Here is a 25,774-nt window from a genome sequence, read left to right as displayed (position 1 = left end):
TCTGCCCGGCCTATTGCTGCCAGCTCATGTCCATGACGAACATGGCTTCGTTGGGGCTCGGCTGCCATTTCAGATTCTTGCTGGCGCCGTAGACGGCATCGCCCTGATAAAGCCCGATGCCCGGCACGTCCTGCTTCAGGATTTCATAGGCCTTCCGGTAGTCCTCCAGCCGCTTGTCGCTGTCGAGCGTCGAACGGGCATCGTCGACGAGGCTGTCGAACTGCGGATTGCTGTATTTCGCCCAGCTGCTGCCGGTGCGGAAGAGCGGGAAAATGATACCGTCCGCATCCTGGCAGGCGCAGGACCAGCGACCGAAAGCCATGCTGCCGGCGTCCTTGGCGTCTCCCTGGCGACGCTTCAGGAATGTCGCCTGATCGAGCGAGGTGATCGTCGTATCAAGGCCCACATCGTTCAGCATCTGCTGGATGGCTTCCACCATGGAACGATCATAGGAGGGCGAAGTCAAAAACTCGATCTTCGCCCCTTCGGCACCCGCATCCTTGATCAGGGCGCGCGCCTTATCCGGATCAAAGGGGTAGCCGTCGACCCTCTCGGTGTAACCGAAGATCGGTTTGGCACCGACGACGTTGACCGGTGAGCCGAAGCCCTGGAGCAGCGCATCGACCAGGGTCTGCCGGTCGATGGCATAGGCGATCGCATGGCGCACGCGGACATCCTGCGTCGCACCAGCCTGGGCGTTGATGTAGATATAGCCGACGCGCTCGGTCGGAACCGAGAGCACCTGCGCCTCCTCGCTGCTCTTCAGCGCAATCGCCTGATCCGAAGGAAGATCGCGAACGAGGTCGGCCTTCCCGGTCTTCAGATCAGCGATGCGGGTGGAGACGTCGGGCACGGCGCGGAAGACGACGTGCTCGAAGGGCGGCTTTGCGCGCCAGTAGTGATCATTCGCCTGAAGCTCGGTTTGCACACCCTTCTGCCACTGCACCAGCCTGTAGGGGCCGCTGCCCATCGGCTTCAGATTGAACTCCTGAGCTCCCACCCTCTCGACATAGGCCTTTGGTACGATCGACAGCTTGACGAGCTGGGCAATCAGCACCGGATAGGGCGATTTCGTCGTCATCTTAACTACTGTCGGGCTGGTGGCCTCGGCCTTGACGATCTGGTTGAACTGCGACAATTGCGGGCTCTTCAGAGCCGGATCGATAATGCGGTTGACGCTGTAGGCGACATCCTCGGCTGTCAGCTTGCTGCCGTCCTGGAAGGTCACATCGTCGCGAATCTGGAATTCGAGGGTCTTGTCGTCGAGATATTTCCAGGAGGTTGCGATCTGCGGCACGATCGCGCCCGCTGTATCGCGGGTGATGAGATTGTCGAAGATATTGCGATAGACGCTGTAGCTGTCCGTGTCCCATTGAAGATGCGGATCGAGCGTGGCCGCATCATTCGGCAGGTCGATCGTCAGCGTATCCTTCGCCGATTGCGCATAGGCGGCCGTTGCCAGAAGGCTCGCGGCAAGAGCCACTACGGATAAGAACTTGAAATGCATAATCTACTACCCCCTTTGAAATTCAAGAACGTCGTCGCGCGCCGCCGGACGCACATCATTTATTGGTGCAATGTCTTCAGACCGGCTTCCGAAGCGCAATAGGCGGCTAGCTCCGCATGGGTGGCGAACCATACGTCCCCTTTGGCCTGCGCCTGGCGAATAATCTCTTCCAGAATGAAGATACGCGAACGATGGCCGATGTGATGCGGATGAAGAGTAAGCTGGAAAAGCCCGCCCTCCTCATAGGCCACCTCCAGTTCACGCTGGAAAATATCGAGAACCATCGACGGGCTGCTATAGGGTCGCGCACCAGTCATACGGTCCATCGCCACATAAGGAGCGTCGTCGCGGATCCACTCCACCGGGATTTCGACAATGCCCGTCGGCTCGCCGTCTTCGAGAAGCTCGTAGGGTTCCTCGTCGGCCATCAACGACGAATCGTAAAGCAGATTCATCTCGCGGGCGATCTTCAGCGTGTGCGGACTGAAATCCCAGGAGGCCGTGCGCATGCCAACCGGTCGAACACCGGAAATACGCTCCAGCACATCGGCAGCCCGCAACGCAAGATCGCGTTCCGTCGCTTCGTCCAGGCGCGAATTGAACTCGTGGATCCAGCTATGCATGCCAAGTTCATGACCAGAGGCCACGACGGCGCGCGCTTCATCAGCATTGATCATCGCCGACACCGCCGGCATGAAGACCGAGGCTGGAACTGCATATTTTTCGAGTAACTTGAGAATGCGCGGCATGCCTGAACGAGGGCCATACTGCCCCTGGCTCATGCGGCCGATCGAAATGCCGCCATTGCGCAACTCGAACGTCTCGTGGTCGGCGTCGAAGGACAAGGCCACCGCCATGCGGGCGCCATTCTTCCACTTTGCCGGCCGCAACGACCGCCCGGCGCGCACCTTGTCGACGCGGCTCCACCAGACTTCGTCCGGCCAGAGCCAGGGTTCGCTGACCTCTGCTTGCTTTTTCGTTTCGCTCATCATCGCAGCCGCCTTGCCGGTTGTCGCTTTTCTCGGCACAACTGTTACAGGCCGATCGACTGGCCAACAACGGGAAGGTCGTTCACATATATGAACTCGGAAGTGAAGAGCGCCGGACGTGTCCTTGATATTCTTGAATATATGGCGGGGCGGCGGGAAGCCGTTGCCTTGTCGCAGATCGTTCGGGATCTGACCCTGCCGAAAAGCAGCGCGCATGGATTGGTGCAGACCCTCGCCGCGCGCGGCCATCTCGTGCAGGATTCCACCGGGCGCTACATGCTGGTCGAGGCGGGCCGGCACGGCTTCCCTTTCCGGCGCCATGAAGAGCCGCTGGTGGTCAAGGCGATGCCGTTCATGGAGCGCTTGCGCGACGAATCTGGCGAGACCGTACTGCTCAGCGCCATGAACGCCCATTGCGACGTCCGCAGGCTGGCAAAATGCGTGAGCCGCCAGCCGATACGCTATGACGTGAATTTGGACGCGGCCATCGTCGCCTATTGCACAGCTATGGGCCGTGTTCTTCTTGCCCACGCGCCGAACCAGACGTTGGAGGATTATCTCTCCCGCGTACAGTTCCTATCTTACACGCCCTACACGAACACCAATTTGCAGGAGATCCGGGATATCCTCGTCAAGGTGAGGCTGGACGGATATGCGGTCAACGACCAGGAATTCGTCACAGGTTCGACCGGCATCGCAATGCCCGTTTTCGACGCCGCCGGCCACGTCGTTGCAGCCCTTAATCTGGGTACGCTGACCAGCCGCTACATCGAGCGGCGCGAAGCGCTTCTGTCGATGCTGCGCAAGACAGCCGACGATATCAGTCGCAGCCTCGGATATACGGCGAAGCCTTAAGCGCCATCGCATCAGGCCGGATTTGCGGAATAGGCGCACTTCTCGCGCCACGCGACAGGTGTCATATCGGTGACCCGACGGAACTCGCGATTGAAATTCGATTTGGTCTGGAAACCGGCCTCAAGCATGATCTCGGTCACCGATTGGTCTGTCTCGGCCAGTAGCCGGCAGGCTTCGGCAATCCGGTAATCGTTGACATATTGCGAGACGTTCTTGGCCGTGGCCCGGTTGATGGCACCCGAGATGCGACGCGACGGTATCCCGGCTTTGCGAGCCAGCCGTTCAAGGTTGAGATTGGCATCCCGATAGAGATTCTTCTCCTGCATCAACGCATGGATCCTGTCGACGGTATCCTTATCTTCGGCTGTGTCGAGCACAGGCGGGATCTCCACCATCTCGGCGTCTGTGGAATTCCGGCTGGCGGCCGCCGCCGCCGCAGTACCGAGGACAAGCAGGCCGACAAGATTGGCGATGCTGACGATCAAGCCGACATGCGCGCCATGGGTCCAGCCGAAATCAAACAGCACCAGCGCGTCGATCAATGCCGAAAAACACAGCGCGCCAGCGGCAAAGACAAGCGCGCGATGCGCCGGCTGTGCCGCCTCGAACGACGCCAGACGCAACGCGTCGGGGCCCGGCCGGACAAGCCAGAGCAATGCCACGGCATAGGCGATTTGAATGAGGATCATCGCGATATCGATGGCCTCGGGCCAGACAACGGCCAGCACGGCAATGACAACGGGAGGAAAGCTGTAGAAGCCCAGGAGAGCGGGCCAGCGCCTGGGACTGTCCACGCCCAATCTGCGCACGCCGGCATAAACCAGTGGCGGCATGACCGTTGGGATCACCAGCGCCAGATAGCCAATCCACTGCAGACCATAGCCCAGGCGCAGCCCGACGAGGATTGACTGCACGGCACAAAGCAGAAGCAGGACGAGAAAGGGCCGGTTCGCGGCAAGCTCATCGTCACGCCTCACCACTGTCAGAAACAGTAGAAGAAGCAGGAGAGCAACGACGAAGGGTAACGGCACGAACAGCATAAGACCCCTCCCCAGGGTAACCATATTTGTCGCCACTATGGCCTGACTCGCAGCTTCCGGCGATCTAGATCGCGTTCTGCGACGTCCTAAATCACGATCGAGGTCGCGCCAGACGTTCCGGCGGCGGAAAATCACGCCGTCAACGTCTGGAGACCCCTCATGAATGCAGAAGCGAATATCGCGAACCGACTTCGGTCGCTGTCGATCGAGCGCGAAGGAACACCGCCCGCCGATACAGCCGCGAGCCGTCGGCTCCCAATGCGTGGGGTGGCGCTGACCGGCTTAGCCGTAGCACTCGCGACAGCGGCTTACATGTCGCTTCCCCTTGCCGAGAGTTTGTGGGGGCCCACTGCAACGGGATCCATCTCCCAGCCAGTAAAAGAAACTGACGCGATAGCGCAAGACCAGCTCCCCGCTCGACTGCCGCAGACACCTCCGCTTCAGACCGTGATCGGCTCTGGCTATGTCGTGGCCGAGAAGATGATCACCCTGCGGCCGGAGATCGGTGGCAAGGTGGTCGAACTGCCGTTGGATGTCGGCGACCATTTCGCTGCGGGACAAGTTATCGCGCAGCTGGATACGACAACAGACGAGATCGAACTCAGGATCGCCAGATCCCAGGCCGCAGGCACAGCCGCTGCGGCACGCCGGGTCGAAGTTTCGCTAGCACAGACTCGCAAGACCCTGGAGCGTACCAAATTGCTTGTCGAACGCGGTGCCAAGGCAGCGAGCAGCCTTGATGACGATAGCCTCTCCGTTGTGCAGTTGACCAGCGATCTCGATGTCGCGCGACAAACGGCCGAAACCGCAGGGCTACAGGTGGAGAAGCAGGAAAGAAACCTGGCGCTCCACCGGATTGTCGCTCCGTTCGACGGTGTGATCGTCACCCGGCTCGTTGGCCCCGGCGATATGGTTGCCTCCGGCACGGATGGCGGCGGGCCACGAGACGGGATCGCCATCCTTCTCGACCCGAACTCCCTGACCATCGACGTCGATATCGCGCAATCCAATGCTGCGCGCATTGAACCCGGCCAGACGGCGGTCGCCGTTCTCGACGCCTTCCCCAACCGGAAATTCAAGATGCGTGTGCGGACAATCGTGCCGGCGGCCTCAATGCAGAAGGGCACGGTGACTGCCCGGCTGGAATTCCTGACACCGCCCACACGCGTACTGCCGAACATAGCGGCGAAGGTCACTCTGGATGCTCCAGAACTTCAGGCAAACGCAAATGAAAGAGGACTTTGAAATGGACAACAGCACAGCTGCGCCAGACGACGGGATTGTGATCAATAATGTGCGCAAGGACTACCGGATCGGCAAGAACGCCGTGACGATCTTTTCGGATCTGACCATGACCATCGGCGCTGGCGATTTCGTCGCGATCGTCGGCCCTTCCGGCTCCGGCAAATCGACCCTCTTAAACCTCATCGGCGGTATCGACCGTCCCGATGGCGGCGACATCAATTTCGGACATGCGCGCATCAGCCGAATGAGCGAAAGCGCGCTGACGAAATGGCGCGGTGCCAATGTCGGCTTCGTGTTCCAGTTCTACAATCTGATGCCGATGCTGACGGCGGAGCAGAATATCGAGCTTCCTCTGCTCCTGACCAGCCTGACCGCGCGCCAGCGTCGGGAGCGGGTCGAGACGATCCTGTCGCTTGTCGGCCTTACCGATAGGCGCAAGCATTTGCCGTCGGAGCTTTCTGGGGGCCAGCAGCAGCGTGTGGGGATTGCACGAGCGCTGGCGAGCGATCCGAAACTGTTGCTCTGCGATGAGCCAACGGGCGATCTCGATCGCTCTTCCGCCGAAGAGGTGCTCGCCATGCTGCGCATCCTCAACGCAGAACTCGGAAAGACCATCGTCATGGTGACGCATGACGATATGGCGGCGCGCTCCGCCAAGCGCGTGCTGCGTCTGGACAAGGGCCAGTTCGTCGAACGGGAGGCCGCGTGAGCACCATAAACCGCTACACCCTTCTCCGCCGCACCATGGCACGCAAACCGACGCGCAGCCTCCTGCTGATCACAAGCATCGCCATCGCCTTCTTCATCTATCTCGTCCTGACAAGCTTCCAGTACGGCTTTCTCGGCGGCGAGGTGGTTTCGGAACGGCTGATCGTGACCAACAAGGTCGGCGATGCCCTGCCCTTGCCGATCAGCTATTACGACAAGATCCAGGCATTACCCGACATCGCCGTGGCGACCTATATGGCGCGCAGCCGCGCGACCTATCGGACGCCAACGAATTTTATGGGTCTGACGGCGGTGGAGCCACGCAGCTTCGCCGCCTTCATGGGTGATGAATACGATATTCCCACGGATGCCCTTGCCCGTTTCGGAGAGGTCCGCAACGGCGCCATTGTCGGCCGCAGCATTGCTTCCCAGGAAGGCTGGACGCTCGGACAGACGATCACGCTGAATACGTCGAGTTTCGTCAGGACCGATGGCAGCTCCGACTTCGAATTCACCATCGTCGGCATATTGGATGGCAAGAAATCCGCCGACACACATTTCGTGATGGCGCGGTACGACTACATCAACGCGGAGCGTGGCATGGACCGCGACACCGTCACCGGCTTTGGCATTGTGCCGAAGAAGGGCGTTCGTACTGATGATATCATCAAGTCCGTCGATACTCTCTTTGCCAATTCCGCCTACGAGACCCGGACGCGCACGGAAGCCGAGTTCATGAAGGCCTTCATCGCGCAATTCGCCGATATCGCAACGATCGTGCGGCTGGTGGTCGGCGTCGCCTTCGTGACCATCCTGATGATCGTCGCCAACACCATGTTCTTCGCCATCCGTGAGCGGACGAAGGAAATCGGCGTGCTGAAGGTCCTCGGCTTCTCGCGGCTCTTTGTTCTCGGCAATGTCCTGGCTGAGACCTCCGCCCTATTTGCCGCGGGACTCAGCCTCGGTCTCGGCCTTGCCACTGCGGCCATCCTGCTTCTGCATGAGCCGCTGCGCACTATCGTGCCTGACCTGACGCTCACGCCCCCGATCATTGTTCAGGCGATCGTCCTCGCAGCCCTGCTGGCGCTGGCAACGGGCATTGCGCCGGCCTTCAACGCCATACGGGTGCCGCCCAGCGCCGCTTTGAGAGAAAGATGAGACCATGAGCACAATCACCCGCCAATCCCTGGCCCTCACCCTATCCAATCTGAAATCGCTCCGCCGCCGGATATGGATTTCCCTCTCGCTGGTGTTTTCCGTAGCGATGGTCGTCACGGTTCTGCTCGGCTTTCTGGCGATGTCGAATGGCTTCCAGACATCGCTGCTGCAAGCCGGTTCCAAGGACATCGCCATCGCTCTCGGCAAGGGAGCCGCGACGGAACTCGGCAGCCGGATCGAACCTTCCCAGCTTCATTATCTCGACGATACTCCCGGCATCGCCACAGATACGACGGGCGCCTCGATCATGTCGCCGGAAATGGTCGTGCCCGTGCAGGTGCCGGAAAAGACCGGCGGACTGCTTTCGACACTATCGTTGCGTGGCATCGGTCCCTTCGGTCTCAGCGTGCGTCCGAATGTCAGGATAGCGCGTGGCCGAATGTTCAATCCCGGCGCCAGCGAGATCGTCGTCGGCCGCCGGCTGAGCCTTGATTATAAGGGCCTGGAGATCGGCGAACAGCTCACGTTCGGTACATCGAAATGGACGGTCGTCGGTATCTTCGACGCCGATGGGTCTGTCTTCGAATCCGAGATGCTGGCGGATATCGGCGTGGTGCAGACGCTGTTCAACCGGCCCAATCTGATCCAGAGCGTCAGGATAAAGCTCACCGAACCGGAGGCGTTACCCGCATTGCAATCCATGGCGGCCACAACGCCGCAGATCGGACTGACACTGCGGTCGGAGCAGGATTATTTCGCCGGGCTCGCGGAGCGGACGTCGAAGCTGATCCTTCTCCTCGGCTGGCCGCTGGCGATCACCATGGCCGCCGGTGCCGTCGTCGGCGCGATGACGACCATGTTCAGTTCCGTGTCGGATCGTAGCACCGAGATCGCCACGGTCCGCGCCATCGGCTTCAGCCGGCGGGCGGCCTTTGCGGGGACATGGATCGAGGCGATGGCCCTGACCTGCCTCGGCTGCCTGGCCGGCGTCGGCTTTTCCTATCTCGTCCTCAACGGCTGGACGGCATCGACCGTGAGCCCTGACCGCACACAGATCGGGTTTCAGCTGGTGCTATCGCTTCCCCTGGTGATGAAGGCGGTCTGGTTGTCGTTGATTATTGGCGCCATCGGTGGCGCATTGCCGGCAGTGGCCGCCACGCGTATCCCACTCAGATTGGCAATGAGCGGGCGAGCGCAGGCGGGCTGACGGATCTACTTCTTATCTTTCGTCTTCGGCCGCCGCATCCTTCGGTCAGCCTCCAGGAATAGGCTCTTGAGTTCCGGCTCACGCACGCGCCTTGCCGCCTCGGTGAAGGAAACCCATTCGCTGAGGCGCTGGCCGCGTTCCGGGAAGTTCTCAAAGGTCTTTTCGACTTCGAGCAGGTGTAATTGCACAATACAGGGAACGTGGCTGTCGTCGGGAAGCTGCTTCAGATAGGTGAAATAGCCGAACCTCTTCTTCTTGATCTTGCCGCGCACGCCGGCTTCCTCGAAAGCCTCGATGGCGGCGACCTCATACGGCTTCTTGCCTTTTATCGGCCAGCCTTTCGGCACGATCCAGCGCCCGCTCTCGCGGCTGGTGACGACGAGTACTTCGGGCATGCCCAACTCCGGATGTTTCCGGTAACAGATCGCCGCATATTGCTCGTAGATGGGTCCATGAAATAGCGCATCCGCATGGGAAGCTAGCTCTGCGAGAAAGCCTTGTGATTGGCTTAATGACTTCGTCTCGTCAGAGGCACCGGATACTGTCCGGAGAACCTCCCGCCCCACGCTGGAAACCGGTGTGAATGGGCGCGAAACGGCGGAGCGGGAGACCCCTTTATGGTCCTCCGCCTCGGACGTATTCACGACCATTTTCTGCGACACGCGGCTCTCCTGCTTCACACGCAACTTTACTCGAAACTGCCGTGGCTTGAACCATCCTCTGGGCCGTGATCATGACAGTTTCATGAAGGAGACTGTTGATGAGGGGCGGGGCCATGCGGCATTTACACGCGCTTCCAAGGCAGGCTGTGGCACGCCCTGGCGGCACTCAGATGAAGGGACTTCCCGAAACTGAAACGGCCTCCCGTCAGGGGAGACCGCTTCTTCTTTCTTCAAACCGCCGATAGAGTTTTTACTCGGCAGCCTGCAACGCGGGCGTCTCGACATCCGCTGTCAATTTCCCGGCCATGGCATCCGCGAATTTCGCCTGGTCCAGTTCGTTTTCCCAGCGCGCCACGACGATCGTCGCAACGGCGTTGCCGACGAAGTTGGTGAGCGCGCGGCATTCCGACATGAAGCGGTCGATGCCAAGGATCAGCGCCATGCCGGCGATCGGAACCGAAGGCACGACGGCGAGCGTGGCGGCCAGCGTAATGAAGCCGGCACCGGTAATGCCAGCTGCACCCTTGGAGCTCAGCATCGCCACCAGCAGCAGCAGGATCTGGTCGCCAAAGGACAATGGCGTATCGGTCGCCTGCGCGATGAAGAGCGCCGCCAGCGTCATATAGATGTTGGTGCCGTCGAGGTTGAAGGAATAACCGGTCGGAATGACGAGGCCGACGACGGAGCGCTTGCAGCCGGCGCGTTCCATCTTGTTCATCAGGCCGGGCAGTGCGGCTTCCGAAGACGAGGTGCCAAGCACCAGCAGCAGCTCTTCCTTGATGTAGCGGATCAGCGCCAGGATCGAGAAGCCGTTATAGCGGGCAACGGCGCCGAGCACGACCAGAACAAAGAACAGCGACGTGGCATAGAAGGTACCGATCAGGAACGCCAGATTGGCGATCGTGCCGATACCGTATTTGCCGATGGTGAAGGCCATGGCGCCGAACGCGCCGATCGGTGCGAACTTCATCAGGATCGAGACCATGCGGAAGATCGGCGTGGTCAGTGCCTGCAGGAAGTCGACAACCGGGCGGCCGCGATCACCAACCGCGCCAAGCGCGATGCCGAAGACCACCGAGAAGAACAGCACCTGAAGGATATCGCCCTTGGCGAAGGCGCCGACGATGGTGTCCGGAATGATGTTCATCAGGAAGCCGACAACGGAGGCGTCATGAGCCTGCGCGGCGTAGTTGCTGACGGCCTTCGTGTCCAGCGTTGCCGGATTGATATGCATGCCGGCGCCCGGCTGCACGACATTCGAGACGATAAGACCGACGATCAGCGCCAGCGTCGAGAAGGTCAGGAAGTAGATGAATGCCTTGCCGACGACGCGACCGAACTTCTTCAGATCCGACATACCGGCAATACCGGTCGTCACCGTCAGGAAGATGACCGGCGCAATGACCATGCGCACCAGCTTGATGAAAGCATCGCCCAGCGGCTGCAGCGATGTACCGAGCTGCGGATAGTAATGGCCGAGCAGGATGCCGGCGGCGATGGCCGTGAGAACCTGCACATAAAGATGCCGGTAGAACGGTAGTTTGACGCGCGTTTCGGCGTCGGCAGCGATGGGAGCAATCATGATGTCCTCCGTTGTGCCCAACCGATTCCTCGGCCCTCCGGGCAAAGACTAAAACTCAACAGCCTCCGACTGTTTAAAGGTTATTAGCAACGAGCGTGCCAAACAGCAGCAAACGAGGCAACGCCTTGATTTAAAAATGGCTTTTCCTGGGCAATCTCAACCGCGTCGTTAAACCTGTGCGGTAATCCGCACAAGATGAATTGCAGCGCGCGCGAAATCATGCACAATATGCGGATGCTGCAGCGTCCGGTCACAGAACGATTTTCAACACCAGAGCAACTCAGCCGACGTTCCCGTCGTGTCTGGATGGTCTTTGTGGTGTTCTGCGCGGCCATCATCGCAACGGCCCTCTACGGCGCAAGCTTCTACGGCCGCATGACCGCAATCGAGGCGCTGCAGGGCCAGGGCCACACCGATGCCAACCTGAAAGTCGCGCTGCTGCGGGCTGTCCTTGAACGCCCGCGTGCGCTGCCGCTCCTGCTGGCGGAAGATCAGCAGGTGCGTGAAGCCCTAGTGGCCGCAAAGGGCCCTGCCGTAGCGACACTCAATCGCAAGCTTGAGAACCTCGTCTCCGGCACCAATGCGGCGGTGCTCTATGTCATTGGTACTGATGGTATAGCGATCGCATCAAGCAACTGGCGTGAGGCGCAGAGCTTCGTCGGCAACGACTATAACTTCCGCGATTATTTCCATCGGGCAATGGAGACAGGAACCGCCGAGCATTTCGTACTTGGTAATGTCAGCAATCGTCCGGGCCTCTATATTTCCCGCCGCGTTGGCGACGCGGATGCGGCACTGGGTGTCGTGGTCGTCAAGATGGAGTTCGATCAACTCGAAGCCGACTGGCGGGAAGCGGGCCGTCCGGCCTATGTTACCGACGAACATGGCGTCGTGCTGATCACCAGCATCCCCTCGTGGCGCTTCATGACGACATCGCCACTTTCGTCGGGCGATATCACAACCATCCGCAAGAGCCGGCAATTCGGCGACGCGCCACTGGCGCCCTTGCCGATCGCCCGCCCGGACCCCATTGCCCCGGAGGTGTCGATCGTACGCGCGGTCCTGCCCGGCAGCAGCGCTGTAGAATATCTGCGCATGACGACACCAGTTCCTTCAACACCCTGGCAATTGGATTACCTTATCCCGACGGAACAGGCGATTGCTTCCGCCGTTCGCGAGACGCGCTTCCTGGCGCTGACCGTGCTGGTGCCGATCCTGGCGATCGCCGCCCTTCTGCTAAGGCGCCGTCATGTCTCCGCCATGCAGATCGCGGTCGGAAGGGTGGCGCGCGAGGAGTTGGAACGGCGCGTGCTGGAGCGCACAGAAGATCTGAGCCAAGCCCGCGATCGCCTGGAAGCGGAAATTTCCGATCACCGGACGACGGAAACCAAGCTGCAGATCGTGCAACAGGAACTGGTGCAAGCCAACCGTCTCGCCATTCTCGGCCAGGTCGCCGCCGGCGTCGCTCACGAGATCAACCAGCCGGTCGCCACCATCCGCGCCTATGCGGACAACGCCCATATCTTCCTGGATCGAAAGCAGATCACGCCGGTAAAGGAAAACCTCACCTCCATCGCGGCCTTGACCGAGCGGATCGGCACGATCACCGAGGAGCTGAAGGCATTTGCCCGCAAGGGACGGAGCGCGCCGAAGCCGGTGGAACTCAGAAGCGTCATCGAGGGTGCCGTGGTCCTGCTTAGAAGCCGCTTTGCCGGCCGGCTCGATGCCCTGGCGATCGATCTTCCACCTGCCGGGCTCACGGTCGTCGGCACGCGCATCCGGCTCGAACAGGTGCTGATCAATCTCTTCCAGAATGCACTCGAAGCACTGGAAGGGCGCGACCGGCCCAAGGTCGAGGTTTCGGCGCGGGAGACACCCGATGGCGTCGAGGTTACCGTCTCCGACAATGGCCCCGGCATTCCCTCAGCGATCCTCGATTCACTATTCACCCCTTTCAATACCTCAAAGGAACAGGGCCTCGGCCTTGGCCTCGTCATCTCCAAGGACATCGTCACGGACTATGGCGGCCGCATCGAGGTTGAGAGCAACGAGAGCGGCACCCGTTTCATCATCCATCTGCGCAAGGCAACTTCATGAACAACGCGTCCCCGGTCTTCCTCATCGACGATGACAAGGATCTGTTGAAAGCAACAAAGCAGACGCTTGAACTTGCTGGCTTTTCCGTATCCGCCTTTTCGGCTGCTGCGGATGCGCTCGGTGCATTGGAAGCCGGTTTCCCCGGCGTTGTCGTTTCCGACATCCGCATGCCACAAATGGATGGGCAGCAGCTCTTCGATCACATCAAGGCACGGGATGCGGATCTTCCGGTCATCCTGGTCACCGGCCATGGTGATATCCCGATGGCCGTCAAGGCGATCCAGGACGGCGCCTATGATTTCATCGCCAAACCCTTCGCCACCGACCGGCTGGTGCAAAGCGTGCGGCGCGCGGCGGAAAAGCGTCGGCTCGTCCTGGAGAACCGCGCGCTGCGCATTGCCGCCGAACAGGCGCAGGGCGATCTACCGCTGATCGGCCAGACATCGGCAATGGAGCGACTGCGCCACACCCTGCGGCAGATCGCCGATACCGACGTCGATGTGTTGGTGACCGGCGAGACCGGCAGCGGCAAGGAAGTGGTCGCGAGCCTGCTGCATCGCTGGAGCCGGCGGGCGAAGGGCAATTTCGTCGCCCTCAATTGCGGCGCCCTACCGGAAACCGTCATCGAGAGCGAGCTTTTCGGCCACGAGCCCGGCGCCTTCACCGGCGCGCAGAAAAAGCGTATCGGCCGCATCGAACATGCGAGCGGCGGCACGCTGTTTCTCGACGAGATCGAGAGCATGCCACCGACCATACAGGTGCAGTTGCTGCGCGTGCTGGAAATGCGGGAAGTCACGCCGCTCGGCACCAATGAAGTGCGCCCCATCGATCTTCGTGTCGTGGCGGCGGCAAAGGTCGATCTTGGCGATCCGCGCCAGCGCGGCGATTTTCGCGAAGACCTCTATTACCGCCTCAACGTCGTCACCATCTCCATCCCGCCGCTACGCGACCGGCGTGACGACATCCCGTTGCTCTTCGGCTACTTCACTGAGCGTGCGGCCAGCCGTTTCAAGCGCGACGTGCCAACCATCTCCGCCACCGTCCGCCGTCACTTGCAGCACCATGACTGGCCGGGCAATGTTCGCGAACTTTCGCACTTCGCCGAGCGTTTCGTCCTCGGTCTGGAATCGGCCGCAGGCGTAAAGCCGAGTGAAACTGTTTCCGCCGATACGGCTCTATCCCTGCCCGTCCGCGTCGAGCGCTATGAGGCGGATCTCATCCGCGAAACGCTTGCTCAAAACGGCGGCGATGTCCGCCGAACGATCGAAGCACTCGGCATCCCGCGCAAGACTTTCTACGACAAACTTCAGCGCCATGGCATTGTCCGGAGTGAATTTGCGGGCTTTGACGGCGAAGACTAGCAAAGCTTATAGATAGCCGGCGATTATCTTCGACGTGTGCATCTGTTCAAGCGGATATTCGACGTTAGATAAACGTGAAGGACGCCTGCCGGCTCTTGCTGCCCGGGTGGTGAGGAAGATGGAGGACATATGACGGACATTGCTCTCCGCAACGCGGTCAAACGTGTTGCGCTGCTGAATCTTGGCTATTTCGGAGTCGAATTTGCGGTGGCCCTGTCCATAGGCTCAGTATCGCTCTTTGCCGACAGTATCGATTTCCTTGAAGACGCCTCGGTGAGTCTTCTGATCCTGATGGCGCTCGGCTGGAGCATACGCAATCGTGCCCGTATCGGCATGGCGCTTGCCGCGATCCTCCTCATTCCCGGACTGGCGACCATCTGGACCGCCTGGCATAAATTCATGGTTCCGGTTGCCCCCGAGCCGCTGCCATTATCCTTGACTGGCCTCGGCGCGCTCGTCGTCAATCTCTCCTGCGCCATGATGCTGGTTCGTTTCCGTGACCATAGCGGCAGCCTGACCCGCGCCGCCTTTCTTTCCGCCCGCAACGATGCGCTCGCCAATATCGCTATCATCGCAGCTGGGATCGTGACGGCATTCCTGTGGCATTCGGCCTGGCCGGACCTTATCGTCGGCATAGCCATCGCCGCGATGAATGCCGATGCGGCACGCGAAGTTTGGACGACGGCAAGAGACGAGCATCGCGCCGCCGCCTGATCGCGGCGAGAGGATGCTAGTCCTTAGCCGCCCGATGCACGGATTGCCTCCGACCGAGGTGCCAATTGCGCCGCAACGAAGGCTGTCCGATCCAGCACCGCCATGGCCTGATCAATCAGGCTCTCCAGCGCTTGCGCGCTCTCGCAGGCCCGCACGATCAACGGCGCGCTCAGGCAGATTCTCAAGGCGCTTGCCGGCATATCGCCGAAATCGGCGCAGCGAACCGGCTGACCGAGGCGCACCGGCGTAAGGCCGCTCTCTTCGACTGCCAGGTCCTTATAAACCGCGGCAGTCTCCGCCGCCGCCAGAATGCCCCCCGATAGGGGTTTCTAAGGTAGAATGAAAAGATCGACGGGATCTCGTCCCAACGCGATCCGCATGGCCGATCCTCTAGACGATTTCGGGCTATGGCGCGCGTATCGAGCTGCTCGAAGGCGCCATCGCGCTCCAGCCGAACCTGCACCGCCGCGGCAAAAGCGGACAGAACGGCCATTATCTTTTCGTCGGGCGTCTTCACGAAACGCTCCAGTTCGAACAGGGCCGCTTTCCATCGCAGCAGAAGGCCGAAATTGGCGCGATGCGGCAACTCATCCCTAGCCACCCAGCCCTCCGGCCAGTCCGCTTGCGCACAATAATCAGCAAGCGCCGCCGGCAAAGCTCGCTGCTTCAGTCGAGCCGACAATCGCGGCGGACACAACAGAGCTCCGCTGAAAATCGGCCCGGCCAGGAACTTCGAGCCTGTCAGCGCCACAAGGAAGTCATGGGCGAGATAGGCGCGGATCGTGGCAGCGGAAACCCGGAACTGGCAGGCATCAATCATGATATCGAGCATGGCGCCGAAACGTGCTTTCAAGCGGAAGACCGTATCGAGACCGGGCGCGAGCAAGCTGGTTTTGGAGACATCCGTCACGACGAGAAGGCATCTGAGACCGGCGGCGCGGGCAAGTTCGATCAAGCCTCTCAACTCGCTCTCGACCTCGTCGTCGCTGCGCAACGTACCATCCGCGTTACGCACCGCGACGGCGGCGTTGCGCGTGGCCTGTCCGGGGCTGAGCTCCTCGCCCTTGGCAACCGGGCGATCGTTGCTGACGCGGTTCATGAAGTGCCGGCCGGCAGCGGCAGCCATGACCCCGCTCCCGGTCTCATTGCCCATCAGCGTTATGGTCATCAATGTCCGGTTATCCTCGCGCGCCAGCAGCGCGGCGACGAAAAGATGAAGATCGGTACCGGATGTCGCCATGACGGCGTCCACTTGTTCCGTGCCGTCGTCAAGGCCGAGCAGATGCAGCAACTCCGTTCGAACCCTCGCGATCTCCCGCGCATAGATGTCAGCGGCGGCATGCGTCTCCATCTCCCGAAGAAGCTGCGCATGATAGGCGCCGACTGCCGCGAAAGCTGGCGCGGAAATGGTCGATGCGGTCGACGAACCGAAGGCCAGATCCAGCGGCCGGGGCAATGGACCGTGGCCATACATGTTAAGGCCAGTCACGGGTTCGCAATCCAGCCTCTCGTCTCCGCCGGACACCAGACAAGCGAGAAGCTCATCACGATCATTGTCCAACTGGCTGCTCGAGGCGGGGCCGGAGGCACGGTCGTCAAAGCTCTCTTGCATGCGCGGCATTCCCCTTGCGGTCCTTCATCGACGCACTTCGAATGCGCGCATCGATGTCTATGAGACATTTGGCCAAACAAGATGGAGCGAGGCTGACGTGCCGATCGGAAAAGCATCGGTAGTCGCAAATATGAAAAGCCCGCCGCCATGATGGCGACGGGCTCAAGCACGAATGAGTAGGTTGCTTAGCCAGCGGCCGTAAGCTTGTCCTGGGTCTTGGTGTCGAAATCGCTGGCGTCGTGACGCTCATGCAATTGGTCGGCGGGATCGCCGGACAGGCGATTGACCTTGCGACCGCGCTTCACGGCCGGTCGTGCAAAGATTGCCTCGGCCCAGCGCTGGACATTCTTGTAATCCTGCACCTGAAGGAACTCGGCCGCGCCATACTGCCAGCCCTTCACTAGTCCGCCATACCAGGGCCAGACGGCAATATCGGCGATCGTATAGTCCTTTCCACCCAGATATTCGCTTTCGGCGAGACGGCGGTCGAGAACGTCGAGCTCGCGCTTCACCTCCATGGCGAAACGGTCGATCGCGTATTCGATCTTTGTCGGCGCATAGGCGTAGAAATGGCCAAAGCCGCCACCGAGATAAGGAGCGCTGCCCATCTGCCAGAACAGCCAAGACAGGCATTCGGCGCGCGCCGGCTGTTCGGTCGGCAGGAACGCCCCGAATTTTTCGGCGAGATAGGTCAGGATTGAACCGGATTCGAAGACCCGGATCGGGGTCGGGCCGCTACGATCTAGCAGCGCCGGAATCTTGGAGTTTGGATTAACATCAACGAAACCGCTTCCGAACTGATCGCCGTCGCCGATCTTGATCAGCCAGGCATCGTACTCGGCGCCGCTATGGCCCAGCGCCAGCAACTCCTCGAGCAAGATCGTGACCTTCACCCCGTTCGGTGTTCCCAGCGAATAGAGCTGGAGAGGATGGCGGCCGACCGGCAATTCCTTTTCGTGCGTCGGCCCGGCGATCGGACGATTGATATTGGCAAACTGGCCGCCATTCGCCTTGTTCCAGACCCAGATCTTCGGCGGCGTGTATTCGGCAGAATCGGTCATGCTCAAACTCCTGATTTTCGGCGGATACAATTGCGACGTACCGACCGATCTAGCGCGTTCTCTATTACGCACATAGGGGCATGATCAATTTTTACGAGAGGGCGGGATCACATTGGCGTCAGGATTTGCGCGTGAGGATCTGACTGGTTCCCAGTCGGGTCGCCGGAGAAATTCGGCTCGGCCCAAAACGAAAAAGCCTGCCGCGGGAGGAGGTGCGGCAGGCTTTTCGAAAAGAACCGAACAGCAGCTGGGAGGAGGAGTGCTGCCGTTCCCGCAGGCGACCTTGGGAGGAGGATAAGGGCGCCCGCATCATCGAAGCTCTGCGGGAGGAGGTGCATTGCTTCGATGAATATGACTATACACTAGACCTGCTTACTTCATAGGCATTTATTTGCAAGGCAGCTATGCATTATGCGAAAATCGGGCGGCTTTCAGGCGGCAAGCCCCTCACCCGGAAACGCCGCGCTTCGCCTGTGGCGCGTACAAAGCAAAAGCGCCCGCTCGGGAGGAAGCAGGCGCTAGCAGAATTTTGACTGTAGATCAGCGTTTTACGCTGTTAGCGAACAACGGCCGCACGAGCGACGTTGCGGATTTCGCTACGGCCGATGCCGAGGTCATGCAGTTCGCGCGTGGACATACGGCCCAGTTCGGCGACCGTCTGACGATACTTGAGCCAGTTATTAAAAGAGCGTGCTACGTTCATGATGATCCCCTTTCCTAGGGTATTCGAAGCAGAGCTGCCGTGCTTGGCGCTCCATCCGCTCCGATGAGAGTGATGTAGTGCGAAACCCTCGTTGATTGTATAGCTAAGGTCTCAATGCACCCATGCAACTGATGCATGGGTTGCGGAGCTGCCTCGCGGTGTCCGCTCGCTTTGGCTCACCTCGATTACGATACGGCCGACGATTTTCTGGTGACAGCGCAGCCGTTCTCTGCGAAAAAGACGGTGATGAGAGACAGGGGCGTCCGTCGATGACGGGCTGAGAAGCACCCTTTGAACCTGAACCAGATCATGCTGGCGGAGGGAGTCGCTCGGGGTCTCGGCACGCTGCGTCGTCTCCCTTCGCGTCTCGCCCCGCCCGAAAGGGCGACATGCAAGACCCGACCACTCCCGGCACTCTGTTAACGGCCATGCGGGCAAACCCGCCGCTGGTGCAATGCATCACCAATTTCGTCGCGATGAACATCGCCGCCAATGTGATGCTCGCCGCCGGTGCCTCTCCCGCGATGGTGCATGCGGAGGAGGAAGCCGGCGAATTCGCCGCCATCTCCGGCGCGTTGACGATCAATATCGGCACGCTTTCCAGCGGCTGGCTCGCCGGCATGACATCAGCGGCGCAGGCGGCAAACAAAGCGGGCAAGCCTTGGGTTCTCGATCCCGTCGCCCACTACGCCACGTCCTTCCGGCGAAAGGCAGTCGCCGGGTTGCTGGATCTGCATCCGACGGTCATTCGGGGCAATGCCTCGGAAATCATTGCGCTTGCCGGCGGCACCAGCCGTGGCCAGGGCGTTGATAGCCGGGATCCTGTCGAACTGGCAGAGGAAGCCGCCGTCCTGCTTGCCCAAAAGCATCACACGGTCGTTGCAGTCACCGGCGCCACGGATTTCGTCACCGACGGAAACAAGGCCAGCCGCATAGAGGGCGGCTCGCCGCTCATGCCGCAGGTGACCGCGCTTGGTTGCTCGCTGACCTGCCTCGTTGGCGCCTTCGCGGCGACAAGACCGGATCAACCGTTCGCCGCAACGGTCGCGGCACTGGCCGTCTTCGCAGTGGCGGGCGAGCAAGCAGGCCGCGAAGCTGACGGACCCGGTTCGTTTTCATGGCGTTTCCTCGATACACTGGCCGGGCTCGATGAAAAGGCGATCGACAGCGAAGCTAGGATCATCTCGCTATGAAGCACTTCGATCTCTCTCTTTACCTCGTGCTCGACCCGGTGCTCTGCGCCGGTATCGGCATGGTGGAAACCGCACGCGCCGCAGTCGCCGGTGGCGCCACCATCGTGCAACTGCGCGACAAGCAAGCTTCGACCGCAAGCATGATCGAAACCGGCCTCGTGCTGAAGCAGGCTCTGGCGGGCACCGGCGCGCGCCTTATCGTCAACGACGACATCGAGGCGGCAATCGCGATCGGCGCCGACGGCTTGCATATCGGCCAGGACGACATGGACGCCCTTACCGCCCGCCGACTGATCGGCCCCGATATGATCCTCGGCCTTTCGGTGGAAACAGAGGCGCTTGCTGCCGCCATTGATCCTGACCTCGTGGACTATGCCGGGATCGGTCCCGTTTTCGCGACACCGACAAAGCCCGACCACAAGCAGCCGATCGGTTTTGCAGGCCTTGCCCGCATGATCGATCTCTGCCCCGTTCCGTCCGTTGCGATTGGCGGCTTGAAGGCCGTGCATGCGGCAGACGCCCTTTTGGCCGGTGCTGACGGCATCGCCCTCGTTTCCGCCATCTGCGGCACCTCGGATCCGCAGGCCGCAGCCGCCGAAATCGCGAGAGCTATCAGGGAGGCACGCCAATGATCCGCAACGTTCTTTCCATCGCCGGCTCCGACCCGTCCGGCGGCGCCGGTATCCAGGCGGATCTGAAGGCGTTTTCGGCACGCGGCGTCTATGGGATGGCGGTGCTGACTGCGTTGACGGCCCAGAACACCCAAGGTGTGTCCTGCGTTCATCCTGTCCCGCCGCAATTCGTCGCCGATCAGATCGAGGCGATCTTTGCCGATATCCGCGTTGACGCCGTAAAGATCGGCATGATCGCGAATGCGGGCATCGCAGAGGCCGTCGTTGAGGCACTCGCCCCGCATCGAGGCATTCCGATCGTCCTTGATCCGGTGATGATTGCCAAGGGAGGTGCCGCGCTGCTCGCCGCCGACGCCGTTAACATTCTGACCCAGCGGCTTCTTCCGCTCGCAACGCTGCTGACACCCAATTTGCCCGAGGCGGCGGCTCTTCTGCACGAACCGGTCGCCGAAGATCGCGAGACGATGGCGCGGCAGGCACAAGCTCTGGCAAAACTCGGGCCACTGGCCGTTCTGATCAAGGGAGGACATCTCGATAGCGATGAAAGCCCTGATGTGCTGGCAAGTCCGGAAGGCCTGATGTGGTTCGAAGCCAGCCGCGTTCCGACCAAGAACACGCACGGAACCGGCTGCACCCTCTCGAGTGCCCTGGCCGCCGAGATCGCCAAGGGCGCGACGCTGACGGAAGCCGTCGCCACCGCCAAGCAGTACCTCGCAGGCGCCGTTGCCGCGGCCGGAACGCTTTCGGTTGGTAGCGGCCACGGGCCGGTTCAGCATTTTCACGCGCTATGGCCAGACACAGAAGGACAACCGAAATGAGCCTGCCTCTTAACCAGCAGATCGTCATCGTCTCCGGCGCCGGCCGTGGCTTCGGCGCTGCGATCGCAGCAGCCTTCGCCCGCGAAGGTGCGAAGGTCGCCATCAATTATCGCACCAGCCGCGAGCCCGCCGAGGCGCTTGCCGCCCGGCTCGGCGACCATGCCCAAGCGTTTCAGGCGGATATCCGCAGCCGAGACGAAACGGAAAGGCTGGTGGAAGAAGTCACCGCCCATTTCGGCGCACCGACGACAATCGTCCACAATGCGCTTGCCGATTTCAGCTTCAACGGCGATGCCCGCCCGAAGCTTGATGCATTGAGCTGGACGGCAGTAGCCGCGCAACTCGACACCGCCCTGCAAGGTGCGCTCAATCTCATTCAGGCCGCGCGCCCTTCCATGGCGAAAGCTGGCTTCGGCCGCGTCGTCACCATCGGCACAAACCTCTTCCAGAACCCTGTCGTGCCCTATCATGACTACACAGCCGCCAAGGCTGCCCTGCTCTCACTGACACGAACGGCCGCCGCCGAACTCGGGCCACAGGGCATTACGGTCAACATGGTGTCGGGTGGCCTGCTCCGCACCACCGATGCCAGCAGCGCCACGCCGGAAGCTGTGTTCGATCTCATTGCCGCCAACACACCCTTGCGCCGTGTAACGACACCGGAAGAGGCCGCGGATGCCGTCCTCTTTTTCGCAAGCCCCTGGGCGCGAGCGGTAACCGGCCAGAACCTGATCGTGGATGGCGGGCTGGTCTTCGGGTAGCGTCACTAAAGCTTCGCTGTCACCGTCATCTGCAAGCCATTGCCGTTTCTACGAAAATGGCAATGGCACCACATCATGCCTTCTTCAGAAACTCAGTTCTGAGAACCAGATCCTTGATCTTCTCAGCTCGGCATTCGATCTCGTCTTCGTTGCCGGTGAGACGGATGCCCTTGATTAGCGTACCGCGCTTCAAGGTCACAGACGTCCCCTTGACCTTCAGATCCTTGATCAGGGTCACGTTGTCGCCGTCGGCAAGCACTGCTCCGTTGCTGTCTCTTACTTCCATCGTCTTGATCCCGTCGCTATGTCTTATCTGTTGGGCCACATAGCAGGCGGCGAACCGGTCGAATAGCGCAAAAGAGCCCGCTTAGCTCCAGCCCAAGGCAAACACGCCAAAGAGGATGACGACGCCCAGCACGACGCGATAGATCACGAAGGGCCAGGTGGAGAACCGCTCCAGGAAACGCATCAGGCCCCAGATCGCCACGAAGGACGAGATGCAGCCGACGAGCAGCCCGACGAGCAGCACCGACCATGCCTCCATCGGAATATGCGCCTTATACAGCGTCAACAGTTCCTTTAGTCCGGCCAAGGCGATTGCCGGCAGCCCGAGCAGAAAAGAGAACCGGGCGGCCTCTTCGCGCTTCAAGCCAAGAAACAACGCTCCAGTCAGCGTCGAGCCGGAGCGCGATACGCCGGGGATGAGAGCGCCGACCTGGGTGATGCCGACAAACAGCGCATCGAGCAAGGTCATTTGCTCCATGTCCTTCCTGTGCCGGCTGTAGAGTTCCGCGGCGGCCAGAAGAAGGCCCATGACGAGACAGGCGATCCCGATAACCCAGAGGCTGCGGAGAGAGGTGCCGCAGGCATTCAGGGACGACGATAGCAGCAAGCCGGCGACGCCGATTGGGATCGTCGCGATGACAATGGCAATCGCGAGCCGTATCGCGGGCGACCGCCAATCCCTCTGCCGGATCGCATCGATCGAGCCAAAGGTCACGTAGCGAACGTCACTCCAGAAATAGGAGATGATCGCGGCGAGCGCTGCAAGCTGCATAGCCGCCGAGAATGCCGAACCGGGATCCTGCCAGCCGAGCAGAGCCGGGACAAGTCGCATATGGGCGGTGGAGGAAACTGGCAGCAGTTCGGTCAGACCCTGCACAACACCAAGAAGTGCGATCTTCGCATAGCCCAGGGCAACAAACCCCGTATCCACACCCTGCGTACAAACATCAGCCACGTATCAATATCCTTGGTTATTCGTTCGGGCCGCGAAGCCTGAACGGCGCAATATATCCATGCTGCAAAGATGATCATTGGGATGGGGGCCGAAGATCAGGCAACGGCCCCAGCCGATTGTGATGAGGCTCCGCTCCGGTGGTTCTTTGAATTCTATTCGTCTTCGTCAGGCAAAGCCTGCATGTAACGAATCACGCCGTAAAAGGCGCCGAAGACAAAGAGTGCACCGACAACGTGGTAGATGTCGTGCATTGCTGTATGGTGATGCCTCACCAAAAGGTTCAGCACATTGTACGACACTATGGCAATTGCCGTCATGATCGGCGCCACGACGAGCGCCATGTTCCGATGAATGAATCTAACCATCACGCACCTCTTTCTCCGATGTCTGGGCAGCCGGACTCATGAGGTATGATATGAAAATGAACCGGCGCTGAAAAACGAGCGTCGGACAGGGCGTGACGCAAAAGGAGAAGCGTCCGCTATTTGCTGTAGAGCGCGCGCGACCTTTCCAGATGTTTCATCACGGCCGCCTCGGCGCCATCGGCGTCATGGGTGGAAAGCCGCTCCAATATTTCCTCATGTTCGACGAGCGTGAACTTTTCCTTGCCCGTCCAGATGAGTAGATCCGTATGATAGGTCTTGAGCCAGGCCAGCATCGCCTCGCTGACGGCAGCGAAGATCGGGTTTCCGGAAATCTGCGCGATGCGCGTGTGAAACTGCATGTCAGCCGAAATAAACTCTTCCGCATGCCCCAGCGACTGGCGCTGCCGTTCGATAATATCCTTGAGATCAGCGATGTCTTTTTCAGTGGCGCGTTGAGCGGCCTCACGGGCCATACCGCGCTCGAAGAATATGCGTGCGCTTTTCAACTGTTCGAGAGAGTCCGAAGACTGGGACAGCATGATCTTCGCGGTCAGATCCACCTGCCGGAAAATCGATTTCGCCGTGAGCTGAAGCACCTTCGCCCGTTCACCATGCGAGATGTTCACCAATCCCATATTGGCGAGAGACTGCATCGCCTCGCGGATCGCTGGGCGACCGACGCCGAAGCGTTCCATCAGCACGCGCTCGGACGGCATTTCATCGCCGGGCTTGAGTTCTCCCGATGTAATCAACCGCTCTAGCCGGTCGAATACCTCGTCAGACAGCTTCCGACGGACGATCTGTTCGATTGGTTGGCTCATGACATCTCGCTGGCTCAAGGCTTTCCTCCCTTATGCAACGTCAAATGGAGTCGAGGAAGCCCGTTCAGAATGGCCGACCGCCCCCAAACAAAAAAATCGTTGCACAAGTTGGAATACTCATTATACCAGATCACAAGTTGACGCCACGACAAAATCGTTGGCGAGAGGAGCAGCCGGCACTTCATGAGCATAACCATCACCTATCGCATCGAAACGCCGGGCAGCATCGAGGCCATGGCCGACAAGATCGCCAGCGACCAGTCGACGGGCACTTTCGTGCCGGTTCCCGGCGAGACGGAAGAGCTGAAGTCGCGGGTGGCGGCAAGGGTCCTGGAAATCCGCCAGCTTGAGGATGCGAAACGACCGACATGGCCAGAAGTCGCCGAAGGTCACGCACCGCTTCGCCGCGCCGACGTCGACATCGCCTTTCCGCTCGACGCGATCGGTACCGATCTCTCGGCGCTGATGACGATCGCCATCGGCGGCGTCTTTTCGATCAAGGGCATGACCGGCATCCGTATCGTCGACATGAAGCTGCCCGACGCCTTTCGTGGCGCGCATCCCGGCCCGCAATTCGGTGTTGCCGGCAGCAAGCGCCTGACGGGGGTCGAGGGTCGCCCGATCATCGGTACGATCGTCAAGCCCGCGCTCGGCCTTCGCCCAGGCGAGACGGCCGAACTGGTCGGCGAACTCATCAGCTCCGGCGTCGATTTCATCAAGGACGACGAAAAGCTCATGAGTCCGGCCTACTCGCCGCTCAAGGAGCGTATCGCGGCGATCATGCCGAAAATTCTCGATCATGAGCAGAAGACCGGTAAGAAGGTCATGTATGCTTTCGGCATCTCCCACGCCGATCCCGATGAGATGATGCGCAACCATGATCTCGTCCTGAAGGCCGGCGGTAATTGCGCTGTCGTCAACATCAACTCCATCGGCTTCGGTGGCATGAGCTTCCTTCGCAAGCGCTCGGGCCTGGTGCTACATGCCCATCGCAACGGCTGGGACGTTCTGACGCGCGATCCGGGCGCGGGCATGGATTTCAAGGTCTACCAGCAATTCTGGCGGCTGCTCGGCGTCGATCAGTTTCAGATCAACGGCATCCGCGTCAAATATTGGGAACCGGACGAAAGCTTCATCGAATCCTTCAAGGCCGTCAGCACGCCGCTGTTCGATGCATCCGATTGCCCCCTTCCCGTTGCCGGCTCCGGCCAGTGGGGCGGTCAGGCGCCGGAGACCTATCAACGAACCGCCAGGACCACGGATCTGCTTTATCTCTGCGGCGGCGGTATCGTCAGCCACCCCTCCGGGCCGGCCGCCGGCGTGCGCGCGGTCCAGCAGGCTTGGGAAGCGGCAGTCGCCGATATCCCACTTGCAGACTATGCCAAGGACCATCCGGAGCTCGCCGCTTCGATCGCAAAATTTAGCGACGGCAAGGGCGCGTAG

General features: G+C 60.6%; 26 protein-coding genes and 1 riboswitch. Of the genes, 13 read left to right on the top strand and 13 right to left on the bottom strand.

Features of this window, described 5'->3' with window-relative positions; genetic code table 11:
• Window positions 1-10: 10 nt before the first annotated feature.
• Entirely contained in the window at window positions 11-1,507 is a 1,497-nt protein-coding gene (locus tag HB780_RS06845) for an ABC transporter substrate-binding protein (protein WP_183689276.1), read from the bottom strand.
• Between the two features lie 59 nt (window positions 1,508-1,566).
• Window positions 1,567-2,496, bottom strand: a complete 930-nt coding sequence (locus HB780_RS06840) for a polysaccharide deacetylase family protein (protein WP_183689635.1) — start codon at window positions 2,494-2,496, stop codon at window positions 1,567-1,569.
• A 90-nt stretch (window positions 2,497-2,586) separates the two neighbouring features.
• Here HB780_RS06840 and HB780_RS06835 point away from each other — a divergent pair, with 90 nt between their 5' ends.
• A complete protein-coding gene (locus tag HB780_RS06835; RefSeq protein ID WP_183689275.1) occupies window positions 2,587-3,351 on the top strand; it encodes an IclR family transcriptional regulator in 765 nt (254 codons plus the stop codon).
• Window positions 3,352-3,362: 11 nt separating this feature from the next.
• Here the strand turns inward: HB780_RS06835 and HB780_RS06830 are convergent, their stop codons facing one another.
• A complete protein-coding gene (locus HB780_RS06830; protein WP_183689274.1) occupies window positions 3,363-4,391 on the bottom strand; it encodes a helix-turn-helix domain-containing protein in 1,029 nt (342 codons plus the stop codon).
• A 159-nt stretch (window positions 4,392-4,550) separates the two neighbouring features.
• Between HB780_RS06830 and HB780_RS06825 the strand changes: the two genes are divergently transcribed.
• From HB780_RS06825 to HB780_RS06810, 4 genes are read left to right on the top strand one after another with little or no spacing between them, the layout of a single operon-like run.
• Window positions 4,551-5,636 carry an efflux RND transporter periplasmic adaptor subunit gene (locus HB780_RS06825; RefSeq protein ID WP_183689273.1) on the top strand — a complete coding sequence of 362 codons (1,086 nt, stop codon included), beginning with the start codon at window positions 4,551-4,553 and terminating at the stop codon, window positions 5,634-5,636.
• Between the two features lies 1 nt (window position 5,637).
• A complete protein-coding gene (locus tag HB780_RS06820; protein WP_183689272.1) occupies window positions 5,638-6,345 on the top strand; it encodes an ABC transporter ATP-binding protein in 708 nt (235 codons plus the stop codon).
• A complete protein-coding gene (locus HB780_RS06815; protein WP_286202989.1) occupies window positions 6,342-7,502 on the top strand; it encodes an ABC transporter permease in 1,161 nt (386 codons plus the stop codon). The genes HB780_RS06820 and HB780_RS06815 overlap by 4 nt, the downstream gene beginning before the upstream one ends.
• A gap of 4 nt (window positions 7,503-7,506) precedes the next feature.
• Window positions 7,507-8,709, top strand: a complete 1,203-nt coding sequence (locus HB780_RS06810) for an ABC transporter permease (protein WP_183689271.1) — start codon at window positions 7,507-7,509, stop codon at window positions 8,707-8,709.
• Between the two features lie 5 nt (window positions 8,710-8,714).
• Here the strand turns inward: HB780_RS06810 and HB780_RS06805 are convergent, their stop codons facing one another.
• Both HB780_RS06805 and HB780_RS06800 read right to left on the bottom strand, forming a co-directional pair.
• Entirely contained in the window at window positions 8,715-9,104 is a 390-nt protein-coding gene (locus tag HB780_RS06805; RefSeq protein WP_353622953.1) for an NUDIX hydrolase, read from the bottom strand.
• A gap of 517 nt (window positions 9,105-9,621) precedes the next feature.
• A complete protein-coding gene (locus tag HB780_RS06800) occupies window positions 9,622-10,953 on the bottom strand; it encodes a dicarboxylate/amino acid:cation symporter (protein ID WP_183689270.1) in 1,332 nt (443 codons plus the stop codon).
• 234 nt (window positions 10,954-11,187) lie between these two features.
• Here HB780_RS06800 and HB780_RS06795 point away from each other — a divergent pair, with 234 nt between their 5' ends.
• The 3 genes from HB780_RS06795 (at window position 11,188) to HB780_RS06785 (ending at window position 15,125) form a co-directional block, all read left to right on the top strand.
• Window positions 11,188-13,050 (top strand): sensor histidine kinase, encoded by a 1,863-nt coding sequence (locus tag HB780_RS06795; RefSeq protein WP_286202988.1) that lies wholly within the window; start codon window positions 11,188-11,190, stop codon window positions 13,048-13,050.
• Complete coding sequence (locus tag HB780_RS06790) at window positions 13,047-14,411, top strand: sigma-54-dependent transcriptional regulator (RefSeq protein WP_183689268.1); 1,365 nt, start codon at window positions 13,047-13,049, stop codon at window positions 14,409-14,411. Before HB780_RS06795 ends, HB780_RS06790 begins: the two co-directional genes overlap by 4 nt.
• Before the next feature lie 129 nt (window positions 14,412-14,540).
• Window positions 14,541-15,125 (top strand): cation efflux transmembrane domain-containing protein, encoded by a 585-nt coding sequence (locus HB780_RS06785; protein WP_183689267.1) that lies wholly within the window; start codon window positions 14,541-14,543, stop codon window positions 15,123-15,125.
• Window positions 15,126-15,148: 23 nt separating this feature from the next.
• Here HB780_RS06785 and HB780_RS32930 read toward each other — a convergent pair whose 3' ends face one another.
• The 4 genes from HB780_RS32930 to HB780_RS06770 all read right to left on the bottom strand — a co-directional run bounded on the left by HB780_RS32930 (window position 15,149) and on the right by HB780_RS06770 (window position 18,501).
• Window positions 15,149-15,310 (bottom strand): hypothetical protein, encoded by a 162-nt coding sequence (locus tag HB780_RS32930; RefSeq protein ID WP_286202987.1) that lies wholly within the window; start codon window positions 15,308-15,310, stop codon window positions 15,149-15,151.
• Window positions 15,307-16,737, bottom strand: coding sequence for a hypothetical protein (locus HB780_RS06780; protein WP_286202986.1), 1,431 nt, complete (start codon window positions 16,735-16,737; stop codon window positions 15,307-15,309). Before HB780_RS06780 ends, HB780_RS32930 begins: the two co-directional genes overlap by 4 nt.
• A gap of 185 nt (window positions 16,738-16,922) precedes the next feature.
• Window positions 16,923-17,798: a glutathione-dependent disulfide-bond oxidoreductase gene (gene yghU / locus HB780_RS06775; RefSeq protein ID WP_183689266.1), complete on the bottom strand. Its 876-nt coding sequence runs from the start codon at window positions 17,796-17,798 to the stop codon at window positions 16,923-16,925.
• A 556-nt stretch (window positions 17,799-18,354) separates the two neighbouring features.
• Window positions 18,355-18,501, bottom strand: a complete 147-nt coding sequence (locus HB780_RS06770; protein WP_007697761.1) for a DUF1127 domain-containing protein — start codon at window positions 18,499-18,501, stop codon at window positions 18,355-18,357.
• 245 nt (window positions 18,502-18,746) lie between these two features.
• Window positions 18,747-18,842: riboswitch (TPP riboswitch) on the top strand.
• 48 nt (window positions 18,843-18,890) lie between these two features.
• On the opposite strand from HB780_RS06770, the gene thiM reads away from it, so the two are divergent.
• Genes thiM through HB780_RS06750 form a run of 4 tightly spaced genes read left to right on the top strand, consistent with a single transcriptional unit; the run spans window position 18,891 to window position 21,905 of the window.
• A complete protein-coding gene (gene thiM, locus HB780_RS06765) occupies window positions 18,891-19,694 on the top strand; it encodes a hydroxyethylthiazole kinase (protein ID WP_183689265.1) in 804 nt (267 codons plus the stop codon).
• Window positions 19,691-20,326, top strand: coding sequence for a thiamine phosphate synthase (thiE, locus tag HB780_RS06760; protein WP_183689264.1), 636 nt, complete (start codon window positions 19,691-19,693; stop codon window positions 20,324-20,326). Before thiM ends, thiE begins: the two co-directional genes overlap by 4 nt.
• On the top strand, window positions 20,323-21,144 hold the full coding sequence (gene thiD, locus HB780_RS06755) for a bifunctional hydroxymethylpyrimidine kinase/phosphomethylpyrimidine kinase (protein WP_183689263.1): 822 nt from the start codon (window positions 20,323-20,325) through the stop codon (window positions 21,142-21,144). The genes thiE and thiD overlap by 4 nt, the downstream gene beginning before the upstream one ends.
• Complete coding sequence (locus HB780_RS06750) at window positions 21,141-21,905, top strand: 3-oxoacyl-ACP reductase (protein WP_183689262.1); 765 nt, start codon at window positions 21,141-21,143, stop codon at window positions 21,903-21,905. The genes thiD and HB780_RS06750 overlap by 4 nt, the downstream gene beginning before the upstream one ends.
• A gap of 73 nt (window positions 21,906-21,978) precedes the next feature.
• Here the strand turns inward: HB780_RS06750 and HB780_RS06745 are convergent, their stop codons facing one another.
• The 4 genes from HB780_RS06745 to HB780_RS06730 form a co-directional block, all read right to left on the bottom strand.
• On the bottom strand, window positions 21,979-22,191 hold the full coding sequence (locus HB780_RS06745; protein ID WP_183689261.1) for an alkylphosphonate utilization protein: 213 nt from the start codon (window positions 22,189-22,191) through the stop codon (window positions 21,979-21,981).
• An 81-nt stretch (window positions 22,192-22,272) separates the two neighbouring features.
• A complete protein-coding gene (locus tag HB780_RS06740) occupies window positions 22,273-23,145 on the bottom strand; it encodes an undecaprenyl-diphosphate phosphatase (protein WP_183689260.1) in 873 nt (290 codons plus the stop codon).
• Window positions 23,146-23,297: 152 nt separating this feature from the next.
• Window positions 23,298-23,510 carry a hypothetical protein gene (locus tag HB780_RS06735; protein ID WP_183689259.1) on the bottom strand — a complete coding sequence of 71 codons (213 nt, stop codon included), beginning with the start codon at window positions 23,508-23,510 and terminating at the stop codon, window positions 23,298-23,300.
• Window positions 23,511-23,626: 116 nt separating this feature from the next.
• The gene (locus tag HB780_RS06730) at window positions 23,627-24,331 is read right to left on the bottom strand and encodes a transcriptional regulator NanR (protein ID WP_183689258.1); all 705 of its coding nucleotides are present in this window, start codon (window positions 24,329-24,331) and stop codon (window positions 23,627-23,629) included.
• A gap of 183 nt (window positions 24,332-24,514) precedes the next feature.
• Here HB780_RS06730 and oiaX point away from each other — a divergent pair, with 183 nt between their 5' ends.
• Window positions 24,515-25,774, top strand: a complete 1,260-nt coding sequence (gene oiaX / locus HB780_RS06725; protein WP_183689257.1) for a 3-oxo-isoapionate-4-phosphate decarboxylase OiaX — start codon at window positions 24,515-24,517, stop codon at window positions 25,772-25,774.

Origin of the sequence: Rhizobium lusitanum, assembly GCF_014189535.1 — a bacterium.
Classification (GTDB): Bacteria; Pseudomonadota; Alphaproteobacteria; order Rhizobiales; family Rhizobiaceae; genus Rhizobium; species Rhizobium lusitanum_C.
The sequence above is the reverse complement of the archived record's forward strand: the minus strand, read 5'-3'. Positions and strand labels throughout refer to the sequence as shown.